Source organism: Longimicrobium sp., assembly GCF_036387355.1.
Lineage (GTDB): Bacteria > Gemmatimonadota > Gemmatimonadetes > Longimicrobiales > Longimicrobiaceae > Longimicrobium.
In genome coordinates, this window is the sequence record NZ_DASVTX010000004.1 from 1 (window position 1) to 15,949 (window position 15,949).

Below are 15,949 nucleotides of genomic sequence, written 5' to 3' on the forward strand. Positions count from 1 at the left end.
TACTTTCGCTTGACCGGATATGCTCGCTGGCGGGAGGTTACTCCGCCAGGCACTCCGGTCCACCGAACCTTCTCACACGTATTGGTGCTTGCTGAGTGCCGATACTTCCGCTCGACTACTCGCTAACCCAACCCAGTACCCGAATTTTCAAAGTCGTTCGTCGCGCGGCCATTTCGCCGCGAGCCAACTAACGTAACCGTCTGCGCCGCGGTTGTCAACGGGTCCGATTTTCCGGTTTCCGTCGGCCGGCGTTGCCGCCGTGCCCCGCGAAGTGCCTCTATGATAACGGGTTGCGGCCCGGGAGTCAACACCCCGCCGCAACAGAAATTCAAAACTCCTGCCGAACACCCGTTCGGCTATCCTCTTCACCCGGCGCGGCTTGCGGCCACACCAGCCGGGTGGCAATCGCCCAGAATGCAATCGCCGCGAACCCCACCATCTGCCCCGCGGGGCGCAGCGGCCGGTAGTCCGCGAACACGCGCCGCACGCCCTCCGCCGCGTCGCCCAGCCCGAACCCCGTCCCCGCCGCCGGCCCCACGCGCGTCCAAAGCACGGGGATGACGGAGAACTTGAGGACGGCGAGCAGGAGGGCCAGGCTGGCCAGGGCAAAGACGAGGCGCCGCCGCGTTCCCCCGGCGAACGCGCCCCAGGCGGTGACGGCCACGCCCGCCGTCACCATCCACTCGATCATCCCCGGTGGCGGAAAAAGGAGCTCCAGCACCTGCGCCGAGGCCAGCGTTCCATACGCGACCGCGATCCACCCCAGCATTCCCTCCGCGGGGGCCCAGGCGCCGCGCATCACGAGCAGGTAGGCGAGCAGGAGCGCGAACACCCCTTCCACCATCCCGAAGGCGCGGTACTCCACGCCGTCCGGCACCAGGGCCAGGCCGGCGAGCGCGGCGGAGGCGCAGAATGCGAGGCTGGCCGCCACACGGCGCTGGGCGAGAGTCATCGGGGGATCCACTCCAGCGGGCCGGGGCGCAGCTGGCGCCGGATGCGCGCCGTCAATCCGTCCGCCCGTCCCCTGGTCGCCGCGGAAACGGGGGCGGCACGGACGCGCTCGGCGACGGCGAGGGCATCGTTCAGCCGCTGCTTGTCGTCCGCGCGGTACCAGGGGGAGGCGCCGGAGGCCAGCATCATCCCCGCCCGGTCCAGCGCGATTCCGGCCCACATCTCCGTGCTTTCCGCCAGCCGCGCGGCGTCCGTCCCCGCGTTGCGGCGGGCGTCCAGCGCCTGCTCCTCCGCTTCCGCGTAGCGGGCCAGGGCGGCGGCGGTGTCTCCCGCGGACGCGGCGGCGAGCGCGGCGCTCACCCGTTCGCGCGCGCGGGAAATGCGCGGCGTGTACGCGTCGGGCGCGAGGGCCACCCAGGCGCGCCCCCCCACCTCCGCGGCGGTCTGCGGCTGGCCGGCGTACAGAAAAAGGGCGAGCCCCGTCATCGCCGCGAGCAGCACGAGCCCAGGGATGATCCAGGGATCGCGCAGCCCGTCGCTCCACCGCGGTCGGGGGGCCGCATCGGTCTCCATCCGCTCAGCCCGCCCCGCCGGCGTCCACCACTTCCTGAACGTCTTCCACGGGGATGAAGAAGTCGCCCAGCCGCGAGCGATACGGGCCGTGCCAGTCGGAGCCGCCGCTGGGCCAGAGGCCGAGCTCGCGCGCGACGGAGCGGAAGTGCTTGGCGTCGCTGGGAGGGGTGGTCGGCCGGAAGCACTCCACCCCGGAGAGCCCCCACTCCGCGAAATCGCGGATGGCGGCGTCGAACTGCCGCGGATCGGGGTGCGCCCACACGGCGACGCCGCCCGCGGCGCGGATCATCTCGATCGCGGTGCGCACGGAAGGAAGCTCGGTGGGGACGAAGGCCGTCCCCGCGTCGCCCAGAAAGCGGTCGAACGCTTCGCCCACGGAGCGCACCTGCCCGGTGGCGACCATGGCGCGCGCCACGTGGGGGCGGCCGATGGCGCGGGCATCCGTTCCCGCCGCGCGAAGCACGTCCTCGTACTCCACCGCGACGCCGAGCGACTGAAGGCGGCGCACCATCTCCCGTGCGCGCTCCTGGCGTCTTCCGAGTGCACCGCCCTCGTGCGCCAGCAGGGAGGGCGCGTCCGGCGCCACGTGGTAGCCCAGGACGTGGATCTCGTCGTTCCCGTGGCGGCTGCTGACCTCCACGCCGGCGATGACGCGCACCGGGGTGCCGGCCGCGGCGGCGAGCGCCTCGGCCACGCCGCCGATGGTGTCGTGATCGGTGATGGCGATGACGTCCAGCCGGGCGTCCGCGGCGGTGCGGACCAGGTCGGCGGGAGACAGCTCGCCGTCGGAGGCGCGGGTGTGCAGGTGGAGATCGGCTCGCTTCATCGGGACCGGGATGTGGGACGGACGCGCCGCCGGCCGGTGCGGCGGGCGGCGCGCAAGGAGGACAGTTGGCGGACGCCGTGCGTTTGCGCTACTGGCGCCACGCGAACCCGAGTCCCCAGTCGGCGCCGCGGCCCAGGTTGGCGCCGAAGCGAAAGGTGATGCCGGAGGTGAACTCCAGGTCCAGCCCCACGTCCGCCAGCACGTCGATCTGAATGTCGTCCTCGTCGTTGCGGTCGCCGATGATGTCGTTCGCGATGGCGAGGCGCGGGTGGATGTACGGCGTCACCGTGAAATTGCCGGCGGGAATGGGCTGTCCGGCGGTGAAGCCCACCTGTCCGCCCAGGATGCTGGTGCCGTCGCCCACCACGCCCTGCGCGCCGGCGGTAAAGGCGAGGCCGATGGGCGCCCCGGCGAGGACCACGGGGTTGCGCACCTCCAGCCCCAGCGTGAGCGCGCCGTCGCCGGTGTCCACGTAGCCGGCGCGGAGCCCCAGGTCCGACCCGCCGCGGGAGGGGCGGCGCCAGATGCCTTCCACGCCCAGGGCGTCCGGGCCCCAGTCGTGGACGTACACGCCGAAGTCGCTGCGCGGAACGGGCGACATGTAGGTGGGCGTGAACACCTGTGCCCGGGCCGCGGGCGCAACGGCCGCGCCCATGAGCGCGGCGAGGGCGATCCACCTGTGCTTCATCCTTCTCCGTCCTGGCTCTGGTTGCCTGCTGACAAAATGACGATGCCCGTTGGCCTGGGTAGTAGGCCAGCGGGCGTGCGGGGGTTCCACGGATCAAGTTTGGGGCCAGGGGAGGGGGGCAGGGAATAGGGAATAGGGAATAGGGACTAGGGACTCGGGAATAGGGGGTTAGGCTCGGGGGTGAGGTCGGCGCGGGGAGCGCGGTGTGTTGGCGGCACTCGCATGGAGGGCGCGGAGGGCGCAGGCGGTTCGTGGGGGCGCGCGAAGACACAGACTTTCTCGCGCTAAAGGCGAAAGATCAACCCTGCGTTCGTCTTTCGTAGCGGTTGCCCCGTGTCGCTCGGGATTGCCTCGTTCTCCGCGTGAACCGCGGTTCTCCCGACCGGTCGCACCAATGGAAAACGGCTCCCGCGCGCCGAAGCATGCGAGAGCCGTTCACCTATTCCCTATTCCCTATTCCCTATTCCCTGCCGTCCCGCCGTTCACGCCGGCTCGGCGCGCTCGCTCAGGATCGTGACCTCGTTGTCGGCCACCTGAAGGAACCCGCCCGACACCCGGAAGCGGCGGTCGGCGCCGTTGACGGTGATGCGCATTTCGCCTTCGCCCAGCAGCGCCATCAGCGGGGCGTGGCCCCGCAGAATGCCGAGCTGGCCGTTGTGCGCCGGCACCACCACGCCGTCCGCGGGGCCCTGGTACACGGTCTGTTCCGGGGACAGCACGGTGACGCGCAGCGCCCCCGCGCCCCCGGACGACGCCGCGGGGGCCGCCATCAGCCGCCCGCCTCGAGCTTGCGGGCCTTCTCCAGCACGCCCTCGATGCCGCCCACCATGTAGAACGCCTGCTCCGGCAGGTGGTCGAACTCGCCGTTCACCACGCGCTCGAACGACTCGATGGTCTCGTCCAGCTTCACGTACGCGCCCGGCGTGCCCGTGAACTGCTCGGCCACGTGGAACGGCTGCGACAGGAAGCGCTGGATGCGGCGGGCGCGGCCCACCGTCACCTTGTCTTCTTCCGACAGCTCGTCCATGCCCAGAATGGCGATGATCTCCTGCAGCTCCTTGTAGCGCTGCAGGATGCGCTGCACGCTGGTGGCGACGTTGTAGTGCCGCTCGCCGATGTACTGCGGGTCCACGATGCGCGACGTGGAGTCCAGCGGGTCCACCGCCGGATAGATGCCGATTTCCGTCAGCGCGCGGTTGAGCACCGTGGTGGCGTCAAGGTGCGCGAAGGCGGTGGCCGGCGCCGGGTCCGTAAGGTCGTCGGCCGGCACGTAGATGGCCTGCACCGAGGTGATGGAGCCGTCGCGCGTGGAGGTGATGCGCTCCTGCAGCCCCCCCATCTCCGTGGCCAGCGTGGGCTGGTAGCCCACCGCCGACGGCATGCGGCCCAGCAGCGCCGACACTTCCGAACCCGCCTGGGTGAAGCGGAAGATGTTGTCGACGAAGAAGAGCACGTCCTGCTTTTCCACGTCGCGGAAGTACTCCGCCACCGTGAGCCCGGCCAGCGCCACGCGCAGGCGCGCGCCCGGCGGCTCGTTCATCTGCCCGTAGACAAGGGCCACGCTGGACTCGGCCAGGTTGTCGTCCTTGATGAGCCCCGCCTCGCGGAACTCCAGCCACAGGTCGGTGCCCTCGCGGGTGCGCTCGCCCACGCCAGCGAACACCGAGCGGCCGCCGTGCCCCATGGCGATGTTGTGGATCAGCTCCTGAATGACCACCGTCTTGCCCACGCCGGCCCCGCCGAACAGGCCGATCTTGCCGCCCTGGGGGTACGGGGTGAGCAGGTCGATGACCTTGATGCCCGTCTCGAGCACCTCGGTCTTGGCTTCCAGATTGACGAACAGCGGCGCGTCGCGGTGAATGGGCCAGCGCTCGGCCGAAACCGGGATGTCGCCGCGCTCGTCCACCGGGTCGCCGAGCACGTTCAGAATGCGGCCCAGGGCGTTGGCGCCCACGGGAACGCGGATGCTCGCGCCGGTGTCCATCACGTCCATGCCGCGAACGATGCCGTCCGTGGCTTCCATGGCCACGGCGCGCACCTGGTTGCGGCCGATGTGCTGCTGCACCTCCAGCGTCAGGTTCACCGCCGGGCGGCCGTCGGCCGCCGGGGCGCTGACGCGCAGGGCGTTGTAGATCTCCGGAAGGTGGCCTTCGAACTCCGCGTCGATCACGGGGCCGATGACCTGGATCACGCGGCCCACCTGGGTCGCGCCGGCGGGCACGGTGGCCTGCTCGGGGGCAATCGCTGCCATGTATGCTCTCCTCGTCGTGGGACTCTACGTTATTCCAGCGCCGCGGCGCCGCCGACGATTTCGGCGATCTCCTGCGTGATCGCCGCCTGCCGCACGCGGTTGTACGTCCGCGTGAGCGTTTCCAGAATGTCGCCGGCGTTGTCGGTGGCGTTCTTCATGGCGGTGCGGCGGGCGCCGTGCTCGGCGGCCGACGTTTCCACCATGGCCCGGTACACGCTGTTGCGCACGTACAGCGGCAGAATGCGCCCCAGGATCTCGTCGCCCGACGGCTCCAGCAGGTACTCCACGTCCGCCTGCGCCCCGCGGCCCGCCTCGGCCTCGGCCGACGGGGGCGCCACGGGCAGCAGCTGCATGGTGGTGGGCGGCGTGCTGAGCGCCGAGTTGAACTTGGCGTACACCACGTACACCGCGTCCATCTCGCCCCGCACGAACTCGTCCATCAGCGTGTCCACCAGCCGCTGCGCGTCGGCCGCCGTGGGGCGGTCGCCGATGTCGCTCACGGCGGTGCGCAGCTGCTCGTTCTGGAACCGGAAGAAGCCGATTCCCTTCTTGCCCGAGATGTGCAGCTCGGCCTGCGCGCCCTCGGCGCGCAGCCGCTGCATGAGCCCGCGGGCCTCACGGATCAGGTTGGCGTTGAAGGCGCCGGCCAGGCCGCGGTTGCTGGTGAGCAGGATCACCGCCGCGCGGCGCACGGTGGCCGGCTGCCGCAGAAGCGGGTAGCGGGCCGCCAACTCCGGCGTCAGCAGCCGGCGAATCACCCCCGACAGCCGCTCGGCGTAGGGGCGCGCCGCCTCCACGCGGTCCTGCGCGCGCTTGAGCTTGGACGTGGACACCATCTCCATCGTCCGGGTGATCTTGCGCGTGTTCTGGACCGAGCGGATCCGGCCCTTGAGTTCTCTGGCTTTGGCCATAATCAGATCAAAGGAAAGTGCCTAGTGCCAAGTTCCCAGTGCCAAGGTCCGGTCTGCACCGGGCACTGGGCACTTGTCACCGGGTACCGCCGTTCTTCAGTACGACTGCCGGGCGCCCGGGGCGTTGGCCGCCGGGTTGCTCGCCATGCGCAGCTGCTCCTCGGACATGTGCCGGTCGGCGTCCGTCTCGTTCAGGATCGCGCTCTGGGCGTACGTGTCGGTGCCCACCGGCGAGTGCGGGTCGGCGAACAGCTCGGCGTAGCGCTCGATGGCCGCGCGCATGGCCTTCTCGTTGTCGCCCGCCAGCGTGCGGCTGGTGCGGATGCCGTCCAGGATCTCCGGGTGCTGCGCCCGCAGGTACACGTGGAAGTCGCGCTCCCACGCCTTCACCTGCGGGAGGTCGACGTTGTCGATGTAGCCGTTGGTGAGCGCGTAGATGATGGCGACCTGGTTTTCCACCGGCATGGGCTGGTACTGCCCCTGCTTCAGGATCTCCACCGAGCGCGCGCCGCGGGCCAGCTGCCGCTGCGTCACCGCGTCCAGCTCGCTGCCGAAGGCGGCGAACGCCTCCAGCTCGCGGTACTGCGCCAGCTCGCCCTTGAGCTTGCCGGCCACCTGCTTCATGGCCTTGATCTGCGCGCTGCCGCCCACGCGGCTCACGCTGATGCCCACGTTCACCGCCGGGCGCACGCCCGAGTAGAACAGGTTGCTTTCCAGGAAGATCTGCCCGTCCGTGATGGAAATCACGTTCGTGGGGATGTACGCCGACACGTCGCCGGCCTGCGTCTCGATGATCGGCAGCGCCGTGAGCGACCCGCCGCCCATTTCGTCCGACAGCTTGGCGGCGCGCTCCAGCAGGCGGCTGTGCAGGTAGAACACGTCGCCCGGATACGCCTCGCGGCCCGGCGGGCGGCGCAGCACCAGCGACATCTGCCGGTACGCCACGGCCTGCTTGCTCAGGTCGTCGTACACGCAGAGCGTCGCCTTGCCCTTGCCGTTCTCGTCCTTGGTGTACATGAAGTACTCGGCCAGCGCGGTGCCCGCGTACGGCGCGATGTACTGCATGGGCGCCGGGTCCGACGCGGTGGCGGCCACGATGATGGTGTAGTCCAGCGCGCCCGCGTTGGCCAGGCGGCTCACCACGCCCGCCACCGTCGACGCCTTCTGGCCGATGGCGACGTAGACGCAGACGACGTCCTGCCCCTTCTGGTTGATGATCGTGTCGATCGCGATGGCCGTCTTGCCGGTGCCGCGGTCGCCGATGATGAGCTCGCGCTGGCCGCGGCCGATGGGGATGAGCGCGTCGATGGCCTTGACGCCCGTCTGCATGGGCTCGCCCACCGGCTTCCGCAGCACGATGCCCGGCGCCACGATGTCCACCTGGCGGCGGCCCACGGCGTGAATGGGGCCCTTGCCGTCGATGGGCTCGCCCAGCGGGTTCACCACGCGGCCCAGGTAGCCGGGGCCCACGGGAATGTCGAGCACGCGGCCGGTGCGGCGCGCCTGGTCGCCCTCGTGCAGCGCCGTCCAGTCGCCCAGCACCACGGCGCCGATGTTGTCTTCTTCCAGGTTCAGCGCCAGCGCGGTCACCACCTGGCCGGTTTCGCCGCTGGTGATTTCCAGCATCTCGCTGGCCATGGTGCCCATGAGGCCGTACACGCGGGCGATGCCGTCCTTGACCTCCAGCACCGAACCCACCTGCTCGGCCCCGAGCACGTCCTCGTACCGCTCGATCTCGCCGAGCAGCACGTCCTTGATTTCGCTAGCGCGAAGCTGGCTTTCCACCGTCGCCATTACTGTATCCCTCGGTTGGCGGTCCAGCACGGGGCTGGAATGCGCGAGTTTGATGTCGTCCGACCGTTGTAACCCGACCCTGCGACCCGGTTCGCCGGCGGCGGCGCGCTCACGGAGAGCGCAGCGGCGCGCGGCCGGCGGGGTTGCGTCAGACCGCCGCGGGGGCGGCCAGCGGCGGCAGGTCGGCCGCCATCATGGCCCGGCGCAGGCGCGTCGCGCGCGTCCGCACGGAACCGTCCAGTACGTCGTCGCCCCGGCGCAGCACGATGCCGCCCAGGATTTCCGGATCCACCGAAAAGGTGGGGATCACGGCGCGCCCCATGCGGGCCTCCAGCCCGGCGCGGATCTCGTCCATGAGCGCCGCGTCGGGGGCGTGGCTCAGCGTCACGGACACGCGCACGCGCCCCATCCGCTCGTCCACCAGCGCCTGGTACTGCTCGCCGATTTCGGCCAGCAGGGGCCCGCGGCGCTTTTCCACCACGACCATGATGAAGCGCAGCACCAGCTCCGGCACCCGGCCGCGCAGCGCGGCGGTGAGGGCGGCCTTGCGCTGCTCCAGCGTCACGCGCGGCGTTTCCATGAACTGGCGCACGCGGGGGTCGTTCTGCAGCAGTCCCGCCACGTTCTGCATGGCCACGCCGAACTGCTCCACGGCGGCGTCGCCGCCGTTGCGCTCGGCGAGGGCCAGCAGGGTCTCGGCGTAGTTGCGGGAGATCAGTTCGGCGCGCACCGGATCAGACCCCCGCGCCGGCGGCGGGCGCCACCTGGCCCAGGTACTCGCGCACCAGGCGGCGGTTGGCCTCACTGTCCATGCTGTGCCGCACCAGCTTTTCGGCGGCGGCGATGGACAGGTCCACGGCTTCGCGGCGCACCGAGTCCATGGCGCTGGCGCGCTCGGCGGCGATGTCGCGGCGGGCGCGCTCCATCATCTCTTCCTGCTGGCGGCGCGACTCGGCCAGGGCTTCGGCGCGCATGCGCTCGTTCTGCACGCGGGCCTCGTTGAGGGCCTCGTGCACCTTGGCGCGCGTGTCCTCCATTAGCCGGCGGTTCTCCTCGGCCAGCGTGGCCGCCTCGGCGCGGTCGCGCTCGGTGCGCTCCAGCAGCTCGCGGATGTGCGCCTCGCGGCGCTCCACCGCGCCCAGGATGTTGGGCCAGGCGTACTTGCCAAGGACGAACGCCACGATCCCCAGGATCACGACGGTCCAGACGATCAGCCCGACGTCGGGAGTGAGCAGGCTGCCGTTCCCCTCGGCCGCGTGCAGCGGCCGGGCGGTCAGTACGAGCAGGGCCAGCATGGCCACCAGGGGCCAGGACTTGCGAATCATAGGGATGCGCGGGTCAGTCTGTCAGTCGATCACAGAAAAAGGCGGGCGGGAGGGAACGGGCCCCTCCCGCCGCGCCGCGAAACGCTTCAGCCGATCGCGCCGCCAACCGTGAAGTTGATGAGCAGGCAGACGATCAGGGCAAAGAAGGTGGCGCCTTCGATGAGCGCCGCCAGGATGATGCCGGCCGTCTGGATGTTGCCGGCGATCTCGGGCTGGCGAGCCATGCCCTCGGTGGCGCCGCGGCCGATCATGCCGATGCCGATGCCGGCGCCGATGATGGCGAGGCCGGCGCCCAGGGCCGCGCCCAGAAGGCCGTTGCTGAGGAACTCGAGGTTGTTGGCCTGCATGGTCCGTCTCCGTGTGGTTGTCGTTCGGTGTGGGGCGTCATCGCTCGCGCGGATGGACCGCGGTGGCGCCAGCCGGCCGAAGCCGCGCGCCCTCCCCGGGGGCCCAGTCCCGGGTACTGTACGACGGGGATGAGCGCGCCCCCGCCGGCGTGGTTGAACGGCCACGCGCCGCCAGAACAGAAAGTGCTCAGTGCTCAGTGCCAAGCGCCCGATGCCCGGGCCGCCTGCTGGGCACTGGGCACTTGAACCTGGGCACTGCCGTTCTCAATGCGCGTGCCGGATCATCCCGATGAACACGCTCGTGAGCACGCAGAATACGTAGGCCTGCAGAAACGCCACGAACAGTTCCAGGAACGTGAGCCCCGCGGCCATCACGAACGGGCCCCAGAAGAAGCCCCAGCCAAACACCAGCCCCACGCCGAACAGCGACAGCAGCACGATGTGCCCGGCCATGATGTTGGCCATCAGGCGCACCGCCAGCGCAAAGGGCTTGGCCAGCTTGCCCAGCAGCTCCACCGGCGTCATGACGATCGCCATGATGACGGACATCACCGGGCCCAGTCCGGGCGGGATGTACACGATGGTCTTGAGGTATCCCTTGGGGCCCAGCGCCCGCATGCCGGAAACCTCAACGACCAGAAAGGTGATGAGGGCCAGGGCCACGGTGACGCTGATGTTGCCCGTGGCGCTGGCGCCGTACGGAAGCAGCCCCAGCAGGTTGCTGAACAGGATGAAGAAGAACAGCGACAGCACGAAGCCGGTATACTTCTCACCCCCGTGGCCGATGTTCTCGATCACCACGTTGTCGCGGATGTACAGCGCAAACACCTCGGCCACGTTGTGGCGCCTGCCGCCCGGAGAGGCGTTCTTTTCGCGCCGGGCGGCCGCGCGCCCCGCCGGAATGAACACCAGCAGCAGCAGCGCGGCCGCCAGCAGCATGAAGACGACGTGGCGGCTCGGCGTCATGTCCACCGGGCCCACCATCCAGCTCCCGCGGGCGGGAAGCGCAACGCTGCCGAACGGGGGAAAGTCCAGCGACTGCCCGTCGCGGACGTGGTGCATGGCATCGAAGCCCTTGCTGTGCTCGCCCTCGGCGCCGGCGGCGTGCCCGGCCCCGGCGCCGGCGTGCCCGGTCTCGGAGCCCTCGCGGACGCCTTCGGCCACGGCGCGCTGGGCGGCCGGGTCGGCGGCGCCGTGGGCGGCCGGGGCGTGGGTCTCGCCATGGCCGGCCTGGGCCGCCACGGGGGCGGCCGCGAAGAGCAGGGCGAAAATCGCGGTGGTCAGCTTCATGCTTGCGTCGGGTTCGACGTACGGTTCTTCAGATACGCCGCTTCACTCAGCGTGGTGAGCCAGAACACGCTCACCATGGAGAACAGCGTGGCCGCGAAGGGCAGCCCCGCGCGCGGCGCCAGGACGAACGCGGTGACGGCGAATACCGCCAGCCGCACCAGCAGCCCCAGGCCGTAGGCCGTCCAGGCCTGGTCCTTTCCCGGGTACAGCCGGATGAAGAAGATCCAGAACACGGCCGCCTGGGTCACAAACCCCAGCGCCGAGCCCGCCAGCACCCCCGCGCGGTGCGCGGGACCGCCCAGCGCCACCCCCGCCGCCGCGATGGCGGCGGCGATGAGCAGCGCAATGACGGTGTAGCGGAGCCCCTGCCTGTTCACGGACGGTCTTCCCTGTTGGAGGGCGGCGTCCCGCTCGCGCGGGGCCACCACCAGGTTTCGGTACATGGCCCAGAAGCCGCCCACCCCGCCCAGCGCGGCTCCGGCAATCAGCAGCCAGGGCGCGGTGCCCAGGCGGCGGTCCAGCCACATGCCCAGCAGCAGAAAGGCGATGATGGACGCCGCGAACTGCATTCCCGCCCCCATCAGGTCCCCGGTTGCCGCACCCTGCCCGCGCCTGCCGGGACCCGGCGATTTCGCTTGCATCTGCCTGCGTTCCTGGGCTCCAGAGGGGGGTGAGCGCGCCCAATATACCCGCTTGTGAAATTTTTCGCAAGCACGAAGTGCGCACCCCGCGAGGGGGCTTGTGAAATTTTTCGCAAACCCTGGGCGATGCGGTTGACGGCCTTCTTTGCTGGCGTCTAACTTGCCGTCCACAACGGCCGCGGGACCGTCCCGCGGCCGTGCGTTTCTCCCGCTGCCCCGCGTTGCCCATGCCGGCGCTCCGCCCCGCGACCCTGGCCCTTGCCCTGTGCGCCCTCGCAGCCGCGTGCGCACCCGCGGCGCCCGCGACGATGCCCGCGCCCGGCGGGGCCGCCGGCCCGGCAAACGGGGCCGCGGCGCCGCTGGTTTCGTCCCTCTCGGTGGCCCCCGCGGCAGACAGCGTGCGGCTGACGCTGCAGGTGACCAACGCCGGCCCGCAGCCGGTGCGGCTGCAGTTTCGCGACGGGCAGGTGTACGACTTTGCCGTGAGCGCCGGCGGGCGCGAGGTGTGGCGCTGGTCCGCGGACCGCGGGTTCACCCAGGCGCTGCGGACGGAGACGCTGGCCGCGGGCGAGACGCGCTCGTGGAACGAGACGTGGCGCCCGGCGGCGGGGAGCCGCGGCGAGTTCACGGCCACCGCGCGGCTCGTTGCCACCAGCCATCCGGTGGAAACGAGCACCCGTTTTCGCCTTCCCTAGCATCCGCCGCTCGTGACGCTGTCTCCCCACGCGGTTCCGCCCTTTCCCACCCTGGCGGACGTGCTGGCCGCGGACCGCCGGCTGCAGGGCGTGGTTCGCCGCACCCCGCTGGAGCCCTCGCCCTGGCTGTCGCATCGCGCAGAAACGGACGTTCTTCTCAAGCTGGAGTCGCTGCAGCGCACGGGATCATTCAAGGTGCGCGGCGCGTACAACGCCGTCGCGTCCCTGCCGCCCGAGGCGCGCGCGCGGGGGCTGGTGACCGCCTCCGCGGGGAACCACGGGCAGGGCGTGGCGCTGGCCGCCACGCTGGTGGGCTGCCGGGCGACCGTCTTCGTGCCCGCGGACGCGCCGGAAACCAAGCGCCGCCGCATCGCGCGCTTCGGCGCCGACCTGCGCACCGTCGATGGAGGATACGACGAGGCGCACCACGCGGCGGAGGCGTGGGCCCGGCAGACGGGGGCGCTGTACGTTCACGCCTTCAGCGACCCCGCCGTCGTGGCGGGACAGGGGACGGTGGGGCTGGAAGTCCTGCGCGAGCGGCCCGACGTACGTACGCTGGTGGTCCCCGTGGGCGGGGGCGGGCTGATCGGGGGGATCGGCGTCGTGGCCCGGGCGATGGGGAGCGGAGTGCGCATCGTGGGCGCGCAGACGCACGAGACCGCCGCCATGCACGCCTCGCTGGCCGCCGGCCGCCTCGTTTCGCCCCCGTACGGGGAGACGATCTGCGAGGGACTGTCGGGCGACGTGGACGAGCGAAGCCTGGGGCTGGCGTCGTCCGTAGTGGATGACATCGTCCTGGTGTCAGAACGGGACGTGCGCCGCGCGATTCGTTCTCTGTACGAGGAAGAAGGCGTGGTGGCGGAGGGGAGCGCGGCCGTGGCGGCCGCGGCGGTGCTGCAGGGCGCCCTGAACGGGGCGGCGGGACCCGCGGCCGTGGTGCTCACGGGCGGCAACCTGGATGCGCGGCGCCTGGCCGGCATCCTGTCGACAGACGACTGATGGCCATCATTCTTCCCTTTGCCGGCATCCAACCCCGGATCGACCCCACCGCCTTCGTGGCGCCCAACGCCGTCGTGATCGGCAACGTCACCATCGGCGCGGAGGCCAGCGTGTGGTTCGGCGCCGTGATCCGCGGCGACGAGCCGGAGCACGAGATCCGCGTGGGCGCGCGCACCAGCGTGCAGGACAACGTCGTTCTCCACGTCAGCCGCCAGGGCCCCACCCTGATCGGCGACGACGTGACCATCGGCCACGGCGCGGTGCTGGAAAGCTGCACCGTGGGGCGGGGCGCGCTCATCGGCATGAACGCCGTGGTGCTGCAGAAGGCCACAGTGGGCGACGAAGCGCTGGTGGCGGCCGGGGCCGTAGTGGGCGCCGGCGCGGTCATTCCGCCTCGCACGCTGGCGGCGGGGACGCCGGCCGCCGTCAAGAAGCAGCTGCAGGGCGAATCGCTGCGCTGGGTGAGCACCAGCGCGCATCACTACGTGGAGCTTTCCCGCGCGTACCTGAACGGGGGCGTGGGGCGGGCGGACGCGCACGGCACCGAACCGGAAAACGAGGGACGATGAGCGATTTTCGCGAGCGCGACACCGTGCTGGCCGACGCGGAGGCGTACGGCACGCCGGAGCCGGCCACGCGCCCCGCCCCCCGCGCCCCCGGGGACGACGCCCCCGCCGGCGACCCGCACGAGGTGGAGGTGCTGCTGCGCACGCTGTGCGAGCTGTCCGGCCCCACGGGGCAGGAGGACGAGGTGACGGCGTGGGTGGCGCGCGAGTGGGAAGGGCGCGGCGAGGTGACGCGCAGCCCGGTCGGCAACCTCTTCCTGCGCATTCCCGGGCCCGGCCCGCGCGTGCTGCTGGCGGCGCACGCGGACGAGCTTTCGCTGATCGTGCGCTCGGTGACGGCGGAGGGCTTTCTGCGCGTGCTCCCGGGCGAGCGCGACCTGTTCTCGTTCCCGTACTTCATCGGCTCGCGGTTCCGGGTGATGGCGGCGGGCGGTCCGCTCCCCGGGGTGCTGGCGACGACGACGGGGCACGCGCTCACGCCCGAGCAGCGGGACCGCACCCGTCTGGCGTGGGACGACGTGTTCGTGGACGTGGGGATGACGGCGGAGGAGTGCGCCGCGGCGGGGATCGGCGTGGGGACGCGCATGGTGTGGGCGTCCTCGGTGGAGCGGATGGGGCGCCTGCTGGTGGGCAAGGCGATGGACGACCGCCTGGGCGTGGCCGTGCTGGTGGCGCTCTCCCGCCGCCTGGCCCGCCGCGCGCCCGCGTGCGACGTCACGCTGGCGCTGACCGTTCAAGAAGAGATCGGGATGGTGGGGGCCAGCAGCCTGGCGCGCGACGGCCGCAGCTTTGACGTGGGCTTCATCATCGATAACGGGCTGGCGGGCGACATCCCCACCGTGTCGCCCGAGCACGTGCCGGTGCGGCTGGGGGGCGGGCCGGCGCTGGTGCACCGCGACTCGTCGGTGCACTACTCCCGCCGGCTGATCGGGCGGATGCACGAGGTGGCGGCGCGTGAGGGCATCCCCGTGCAGGACGTGGTGCTGTACCACTACTCGTCCGACGGCGCTCACCTGGTGCGGCAGGGGATGGAGACGCTGCTGGTGGCGCCTCCGATCCGCTACTCGCACTCGCCGTTCGAGGCGGTGGATCCGCGGGACGTGGAGTCTGCGGTGCGGCTGTTCGAGGCGTACCTCTGTGAGGCGCAAGGCTGATCCGACTGCTTTCACGCGGAGGACGCGGAGGATCGCGGGGAACTGCACGAAAAGTTTGGAGGACCGGGATGCGTTCCCGGTCCTCCATTCTTTGTTTTGTCCGTCGACCGGCGTCCTCCGAGGCCAGGGCGTGCGCCCGAACGCGTTGTGAGCGCAGGAGTGTAGTCCCGCGGGCACTTGAACGGCCCCGTCTACGCGCCGCTTGCCCGCATCGGCGCACCCCAGATGGCGGGGCGTGCCCCGGGTCCGGGAAGCGGCGAGAAGTACGGAGCGTGTCGCGCCACCCGCGTCCGTGCGGAGGCTTCGGCGCGGGATTCTTCGGTCGGCGCCAGAGTCCGGTGTGGCGGACGGTGCGGCGCGGCGCCTCGCTCAGAATGACACCCGGAGTCCGAGGCGGGTGAGGAATCCCGGTACGGCGGAGGTGAGGAAGCGCGGTACGCCTGGTGCCATCTCACGCCGCTCGCACCGCGTGCGGCGGCACCTGCGCTCCACCGGTGTCCTGCCGCCCACCTCGGCGCTGCGGCGTCATTCTGAAGGAGCGTGCGCCGCGCTTTCCCGGTACCGGATCCCTGCGCGACTGAAGAATCCCGAACCGAAGCATCCGCCGCGCCGCGGGCCGGCGTGGCGTGCTCCAGCCTCTCCCGCGGCGCCCGCAGCCTCCGAGCGCGGCGCGCAACCGGGCGTGCATCGGATGCGGTGGCGCGGGATTCTTCGGTCGGCGCCAGCGTCTGAAGTGACGGACAAACCCGTGCGGCGCCTCCCTCAGAATGACGCCCATACTCCGCGGCACCAAGCAACCTGTCGTGCTGGTCTACTATGTGGCTGGGCGGATCGACGGGCGCGAGCCTTCGCCTGCCGATGGCGGCGCGACGCCATCCCCATCAACCCGGATGGCCGCTCACCTCGGCGCTGGAGGGTCATCCTGAGGGAGCGTCGCA

17 protein-coding genes are annotated in these 15,949 nt (G+C 71.1%); 4 read left to right on the plus strand and 13 right to left on the minus strand.

All coding sequences use genetic code 11. The features are described 5' to 3' along the window. Positions 1–328: 328 nt before the first annotated feature. The 13 genes from VF665_RS00235 to VF665_RS00295 all read right to left on the minus strand — a co-directional run bounded on the left by VF665_RS00235 (position 329) and on the right by VF665_RS00295 (position 11,597). Positions 329–952 (minus strand): hypothetical protein, encoded by a 624-nt coding sequence (locus VF665_RS00235; protein ID WP_331051384.1) that lies wholly within the window; start codon positions 950–952, stop codon positions 329–331. Then, the gene (locus VF665_RS00240; RefSeq protein ID WP_331051385.1) at positions 949–1,524 is read right to left on the minus strand and encodes a hypothetical protein; all 576 of its coding nucleotides are present in this window, start codon (positions 1,522–1,524) and stop codon (positions 949–951) included. Before VF665_RS00240 ends, VF665_RS00235 begins: the two co-directional genes overlap by 4 nt. 4 nt (positions 1,525–1,528) lie before the next feature. Then, positions 1,529–2,350 (minus strand): PHP domain-containing protein, encoded by an 822-nt coding sequence (locus tag VF665_RS00245; protein WP_331051386.1) that lies wholly within the window; start codon positions 2,348–2,350, stop codon positions 1,529–1,531. A gap of 88 nt (positions 2,351–2,438) precedes the next feature. Next, positions 2,439–3,038 (minus strand): hypothetical protein, encoded by a 600-nt coding sequence (locus VF665_RS00250; protein ID WP_331051387.1) that lies wholly within the window; start codon positions 3,036–3,038, stop codon positions 2,439–2,441. 482 nt (positions 3,039–3,520) lie between these two features. Then, positions 3,521–3,808 (minus strand): F0F1 ATP synthase subunit epsilon, encoded by a 288-nt coding sequence (locus VF665_RS00255; RefSeq protein ID WP_331051388.1) that lies wholly within the window; start codon positions 3,806–3,808, stop codon positions 3,521–3,523. Beyond that, on the minus strand, positions 3,808–5,289 hold the full coding sequence (atpD, locus tag VF665_RS00260; RefSeq protein ID WP_331051389.1) for a F0F1 ATP synthase subunit beta: 1,482 nt from the start codon (positions 5,287–5,289) through the stop codon (positions 3,808–3,810). Before atpD ends, VF665_RS00255 begins: the two co-directional genes overlap by 1 nt. A gap of 29 nt (positions 5,290–5,318) precedes the next feature. Next, entirely contained in the window at positions 5,319–6,200 is an 882-nt protein-coding gene (locus VF665_RS00265) for a F0F1 ATP synthase subunit gamma (RefSeq protein WP_331051390.1), read from the minus strand. A 96-nt stretch (positions 6,201–6,296) separates the two neighbouring features. Further along, positions 6,297–7,994 carry a F0F1 ATP synthase subunit alpha gene (gene atpA, locus VF665_RS00270; RefSeq protein WP_331051391.1) on the minus strand — a complete coding sequence of 566 codons (1,698 nt, stop codon included), beginning with the start codon at positions 7,992–7,994 and terminating at the stop codon, positions 6,297–6,299. A 148-nt stretch (positions 7,995–8,142) separates the two neighbouring features. Then, on the minus strand, positions 8,143–8,724 hold the full coding sequence (gene atpH / locus VF665_RS00275; RefSeq protein WP_331051392.1) for an ATP synthase F1 subunit delta: 582 nt from the start codon (positions 8,722–8,724) through the stop codon (positions 8,143–8,145). 4 nt (positions 8,725–8,728) lie between these two features. Continuing rightward, entirely contained in the window at positions 8,729–9,319 is a 591-nt protein-coding gene (atpF, locus tag VF665_RS00280; RefSeq protein ID WP_331051393.1) for a F0F1 ATP synthase subunit B, read from the minus strand. Positions 9,320–9,405: 86 nt separating this feature from the next. Beyond that, complete coding sequence (gene atpE, locus VF665_RS00285; protein WP_331051394.1) at positions 9,406–9,666, minus strand: ATP synthase F0 subunit C; 261 nt, start codon at positions 9,664–9,666, stop codon at positions 9,406–9,408. 264 nt (positions 9,667–9,930) lie between these two features. Beyond that, positions 9,931–10,956: a F0F1 ATP synthase subunit A gene (atpB, locus tag VF665_RS00290; RefSeq protein WP_331051395.1), complete on the minus strand. Its 1,026-nt coding sequence runs from the start codon at positions 10,954–10,956 to the stop codon at positions 9,931–9,933. Next, positions 10,953–11,597, minus strand: coding sequence for an AtpZ/AtpI family protein (locus VF665_RS00295; RefSeq protein ID WP_331051396.1), 645 nt, complete (start codon positions 11,595–11,597; stop codon positions 10,953–10,955). Before VF665_RS00295 ends, atpB begins: the two co-directional genes overlap by 4 nt. 227 nt (positions 11,598–11,824) lie before the next feature. Between VF665_RS00295 and VF665_RS00300 the strand changes: the two genes are divergently transcribed. Genes VF665_RS00300 through VF665_RS00315 form a run of 4 tightly spaced genes read left to right on the plus strand, consistent with a single transcriptional unit; the run spans position 11,825 to position 15,011 of the window. Continuing rightward, positions 11,825–12,292 (plus strand): BsuPI-related putative proteinase inhibitor, encoded by a 468-nt coding sequence (locus VF665_RS00300; RefSeq protein WP_331051397.1) that lies wholly within the window; start codon positions 11,825–11,827, stop codon positions 12,290–12,292. A gap of 12 nt (positions 12,293–12,304) precedes the next feature. Next, a complete protein-coding gene (locus VF665_RS00305; RefSeq protein ID WP_331051398.1) occupies positions 12,305–13,291 on the plus strand; it encodes a threonine ammonia-lyase in 987 nt (328 codons plus the stop codon). Continuing rightward, complete coding sequence (locus VF665_RS00310; RefSeq protein ID WP_331051399.1) at positions 13,291–13,860, plus strand: gamma carbonic anhydrase family protein; 570 nt, start codon at positions 13,291–13,293, stop codon at positions 13,858–13,860. The genes VF665_RS00305 and VF665_RS00310 overlap by 1 nt, the downstream gene beginning before the upstream one ends. Next, the gene (locus VF665_RS00315) at positions 13,857–15,011 is read left to right on the plus strand and encodes a M42 family metallopeptidase (protein ID WP_331051400.1); all 1,155 of its coding nucleotides are present in this window, start codon (positions 13,857–13,859) and stop codon (positions 15,009–15,011) included. Before VF665_RS00310 ends, VF665_RS00315 begins: the two co-directional genes overlap by 4 nt. Positions 15,012–15,949: the final 938 nt, after the last annotated feature.

Coding starts and splice junctions, on each gene's coding strand:
- VF665_RS00235 (WP_331051384.1), bottom strand. CDS start 952: ATGACTCTCGCCCAGCGCCGTGTGGCGGCCAGCCTCGCATTCTGCGCC.
- VF665_RS00240 (WP_331051385.1), bottom strand. CDS start 1,524: ATGGAGACCGATGCGGCCCCCCGACCGCGGTGGAGCGACGGGCTGCGC.
- VF665_RS00245 (WP_331051386.1), bottom strand. CDS start 2,350: ATGAAGCGAGCCGATCTCCACCTGCACACCCGCGCCTCCGACGGCGAG.
- VF665_RS00250 (WP_331051387.1), bottom strand. CDS start 3,038: ATGAAGCACAGGTGGATCGCCCTCGCCGCGCTCATGGGCGCGGCCGTT.
- VF665_RS00255 (WP_331051388.1), bottom strand. CDS start 3,808: ATGGCGGCCCCCGCGGCGTCGTCCGGGGGCGCGGGGGCGCTGCGCGTC.
- atpD (WP_331051389.1), bottom strand. CDS start 5,289: ATGGCAGCGATTGCCCCCGAGCAGGCCACCGTGCCCGCCGGCGCGACC.
- VF665_RS00265 (WP_331051390.1), bottom strand. CDS start 6,200: ATGGCCAAAGCCAGAGAACTCAAGGGCCGGATCCGCTCGGTCCAGAAC.
- atpA (WP_331051391.1), bottom strand. CDS start 7,994: ATGGCGACGGTGGAAAGCCAGCTTCGCGCTAGCGAAATCAAGGACGTG.
- atpF (WP_331051393.1), bottom strand. CDS start 9,319: ATGATTCGCAAGTCCTGGCCCCTGGTGGCCATGCTGGCCCTGCTCGTA.
- atpE (WP_331051394.1), bottom strand. CDS start 9,666: ATGCAGGCCAACAACCTCGAGTTCCTCAGCAACGGCCTTCTGGGCGCG.
- atpB (WP_331051395.1), bottom strand. CDS start 10,956: ATGAAGCTGACCACCGCGATTTTCGCCCTGCTCTTCGCGGCCGCCCCC.
- VF665_RS00295 (WP_331051396.1), bottom strand. CDS start 11,597: ATGCAAGCGAAATCGCCGGGTCCCGGCAGGCGCGGGCAGGGTGCGGCA.
- VF665_RS00300 (WP_331051397.1), top strand. CDS start 11,825: ATGCCGGCGCTCCGCCCCGCGACCCTGGCCCTTGCCCTGTGCGCCCTC.
- VF665_RS00310 (WP_331051399.1), top strand. CDS start 13,291: ATGGCCATCATTCTTCCCTTTGCCGGCATCCAACCCCGGATCGACCCC.
- VF665_RS00315 (WP_331051400.1), top strand. CDS start 13,857: ATGAGCGATTTTCGCGAGCGCGACACCGTGCTGGCCGACGCGGAGGCG.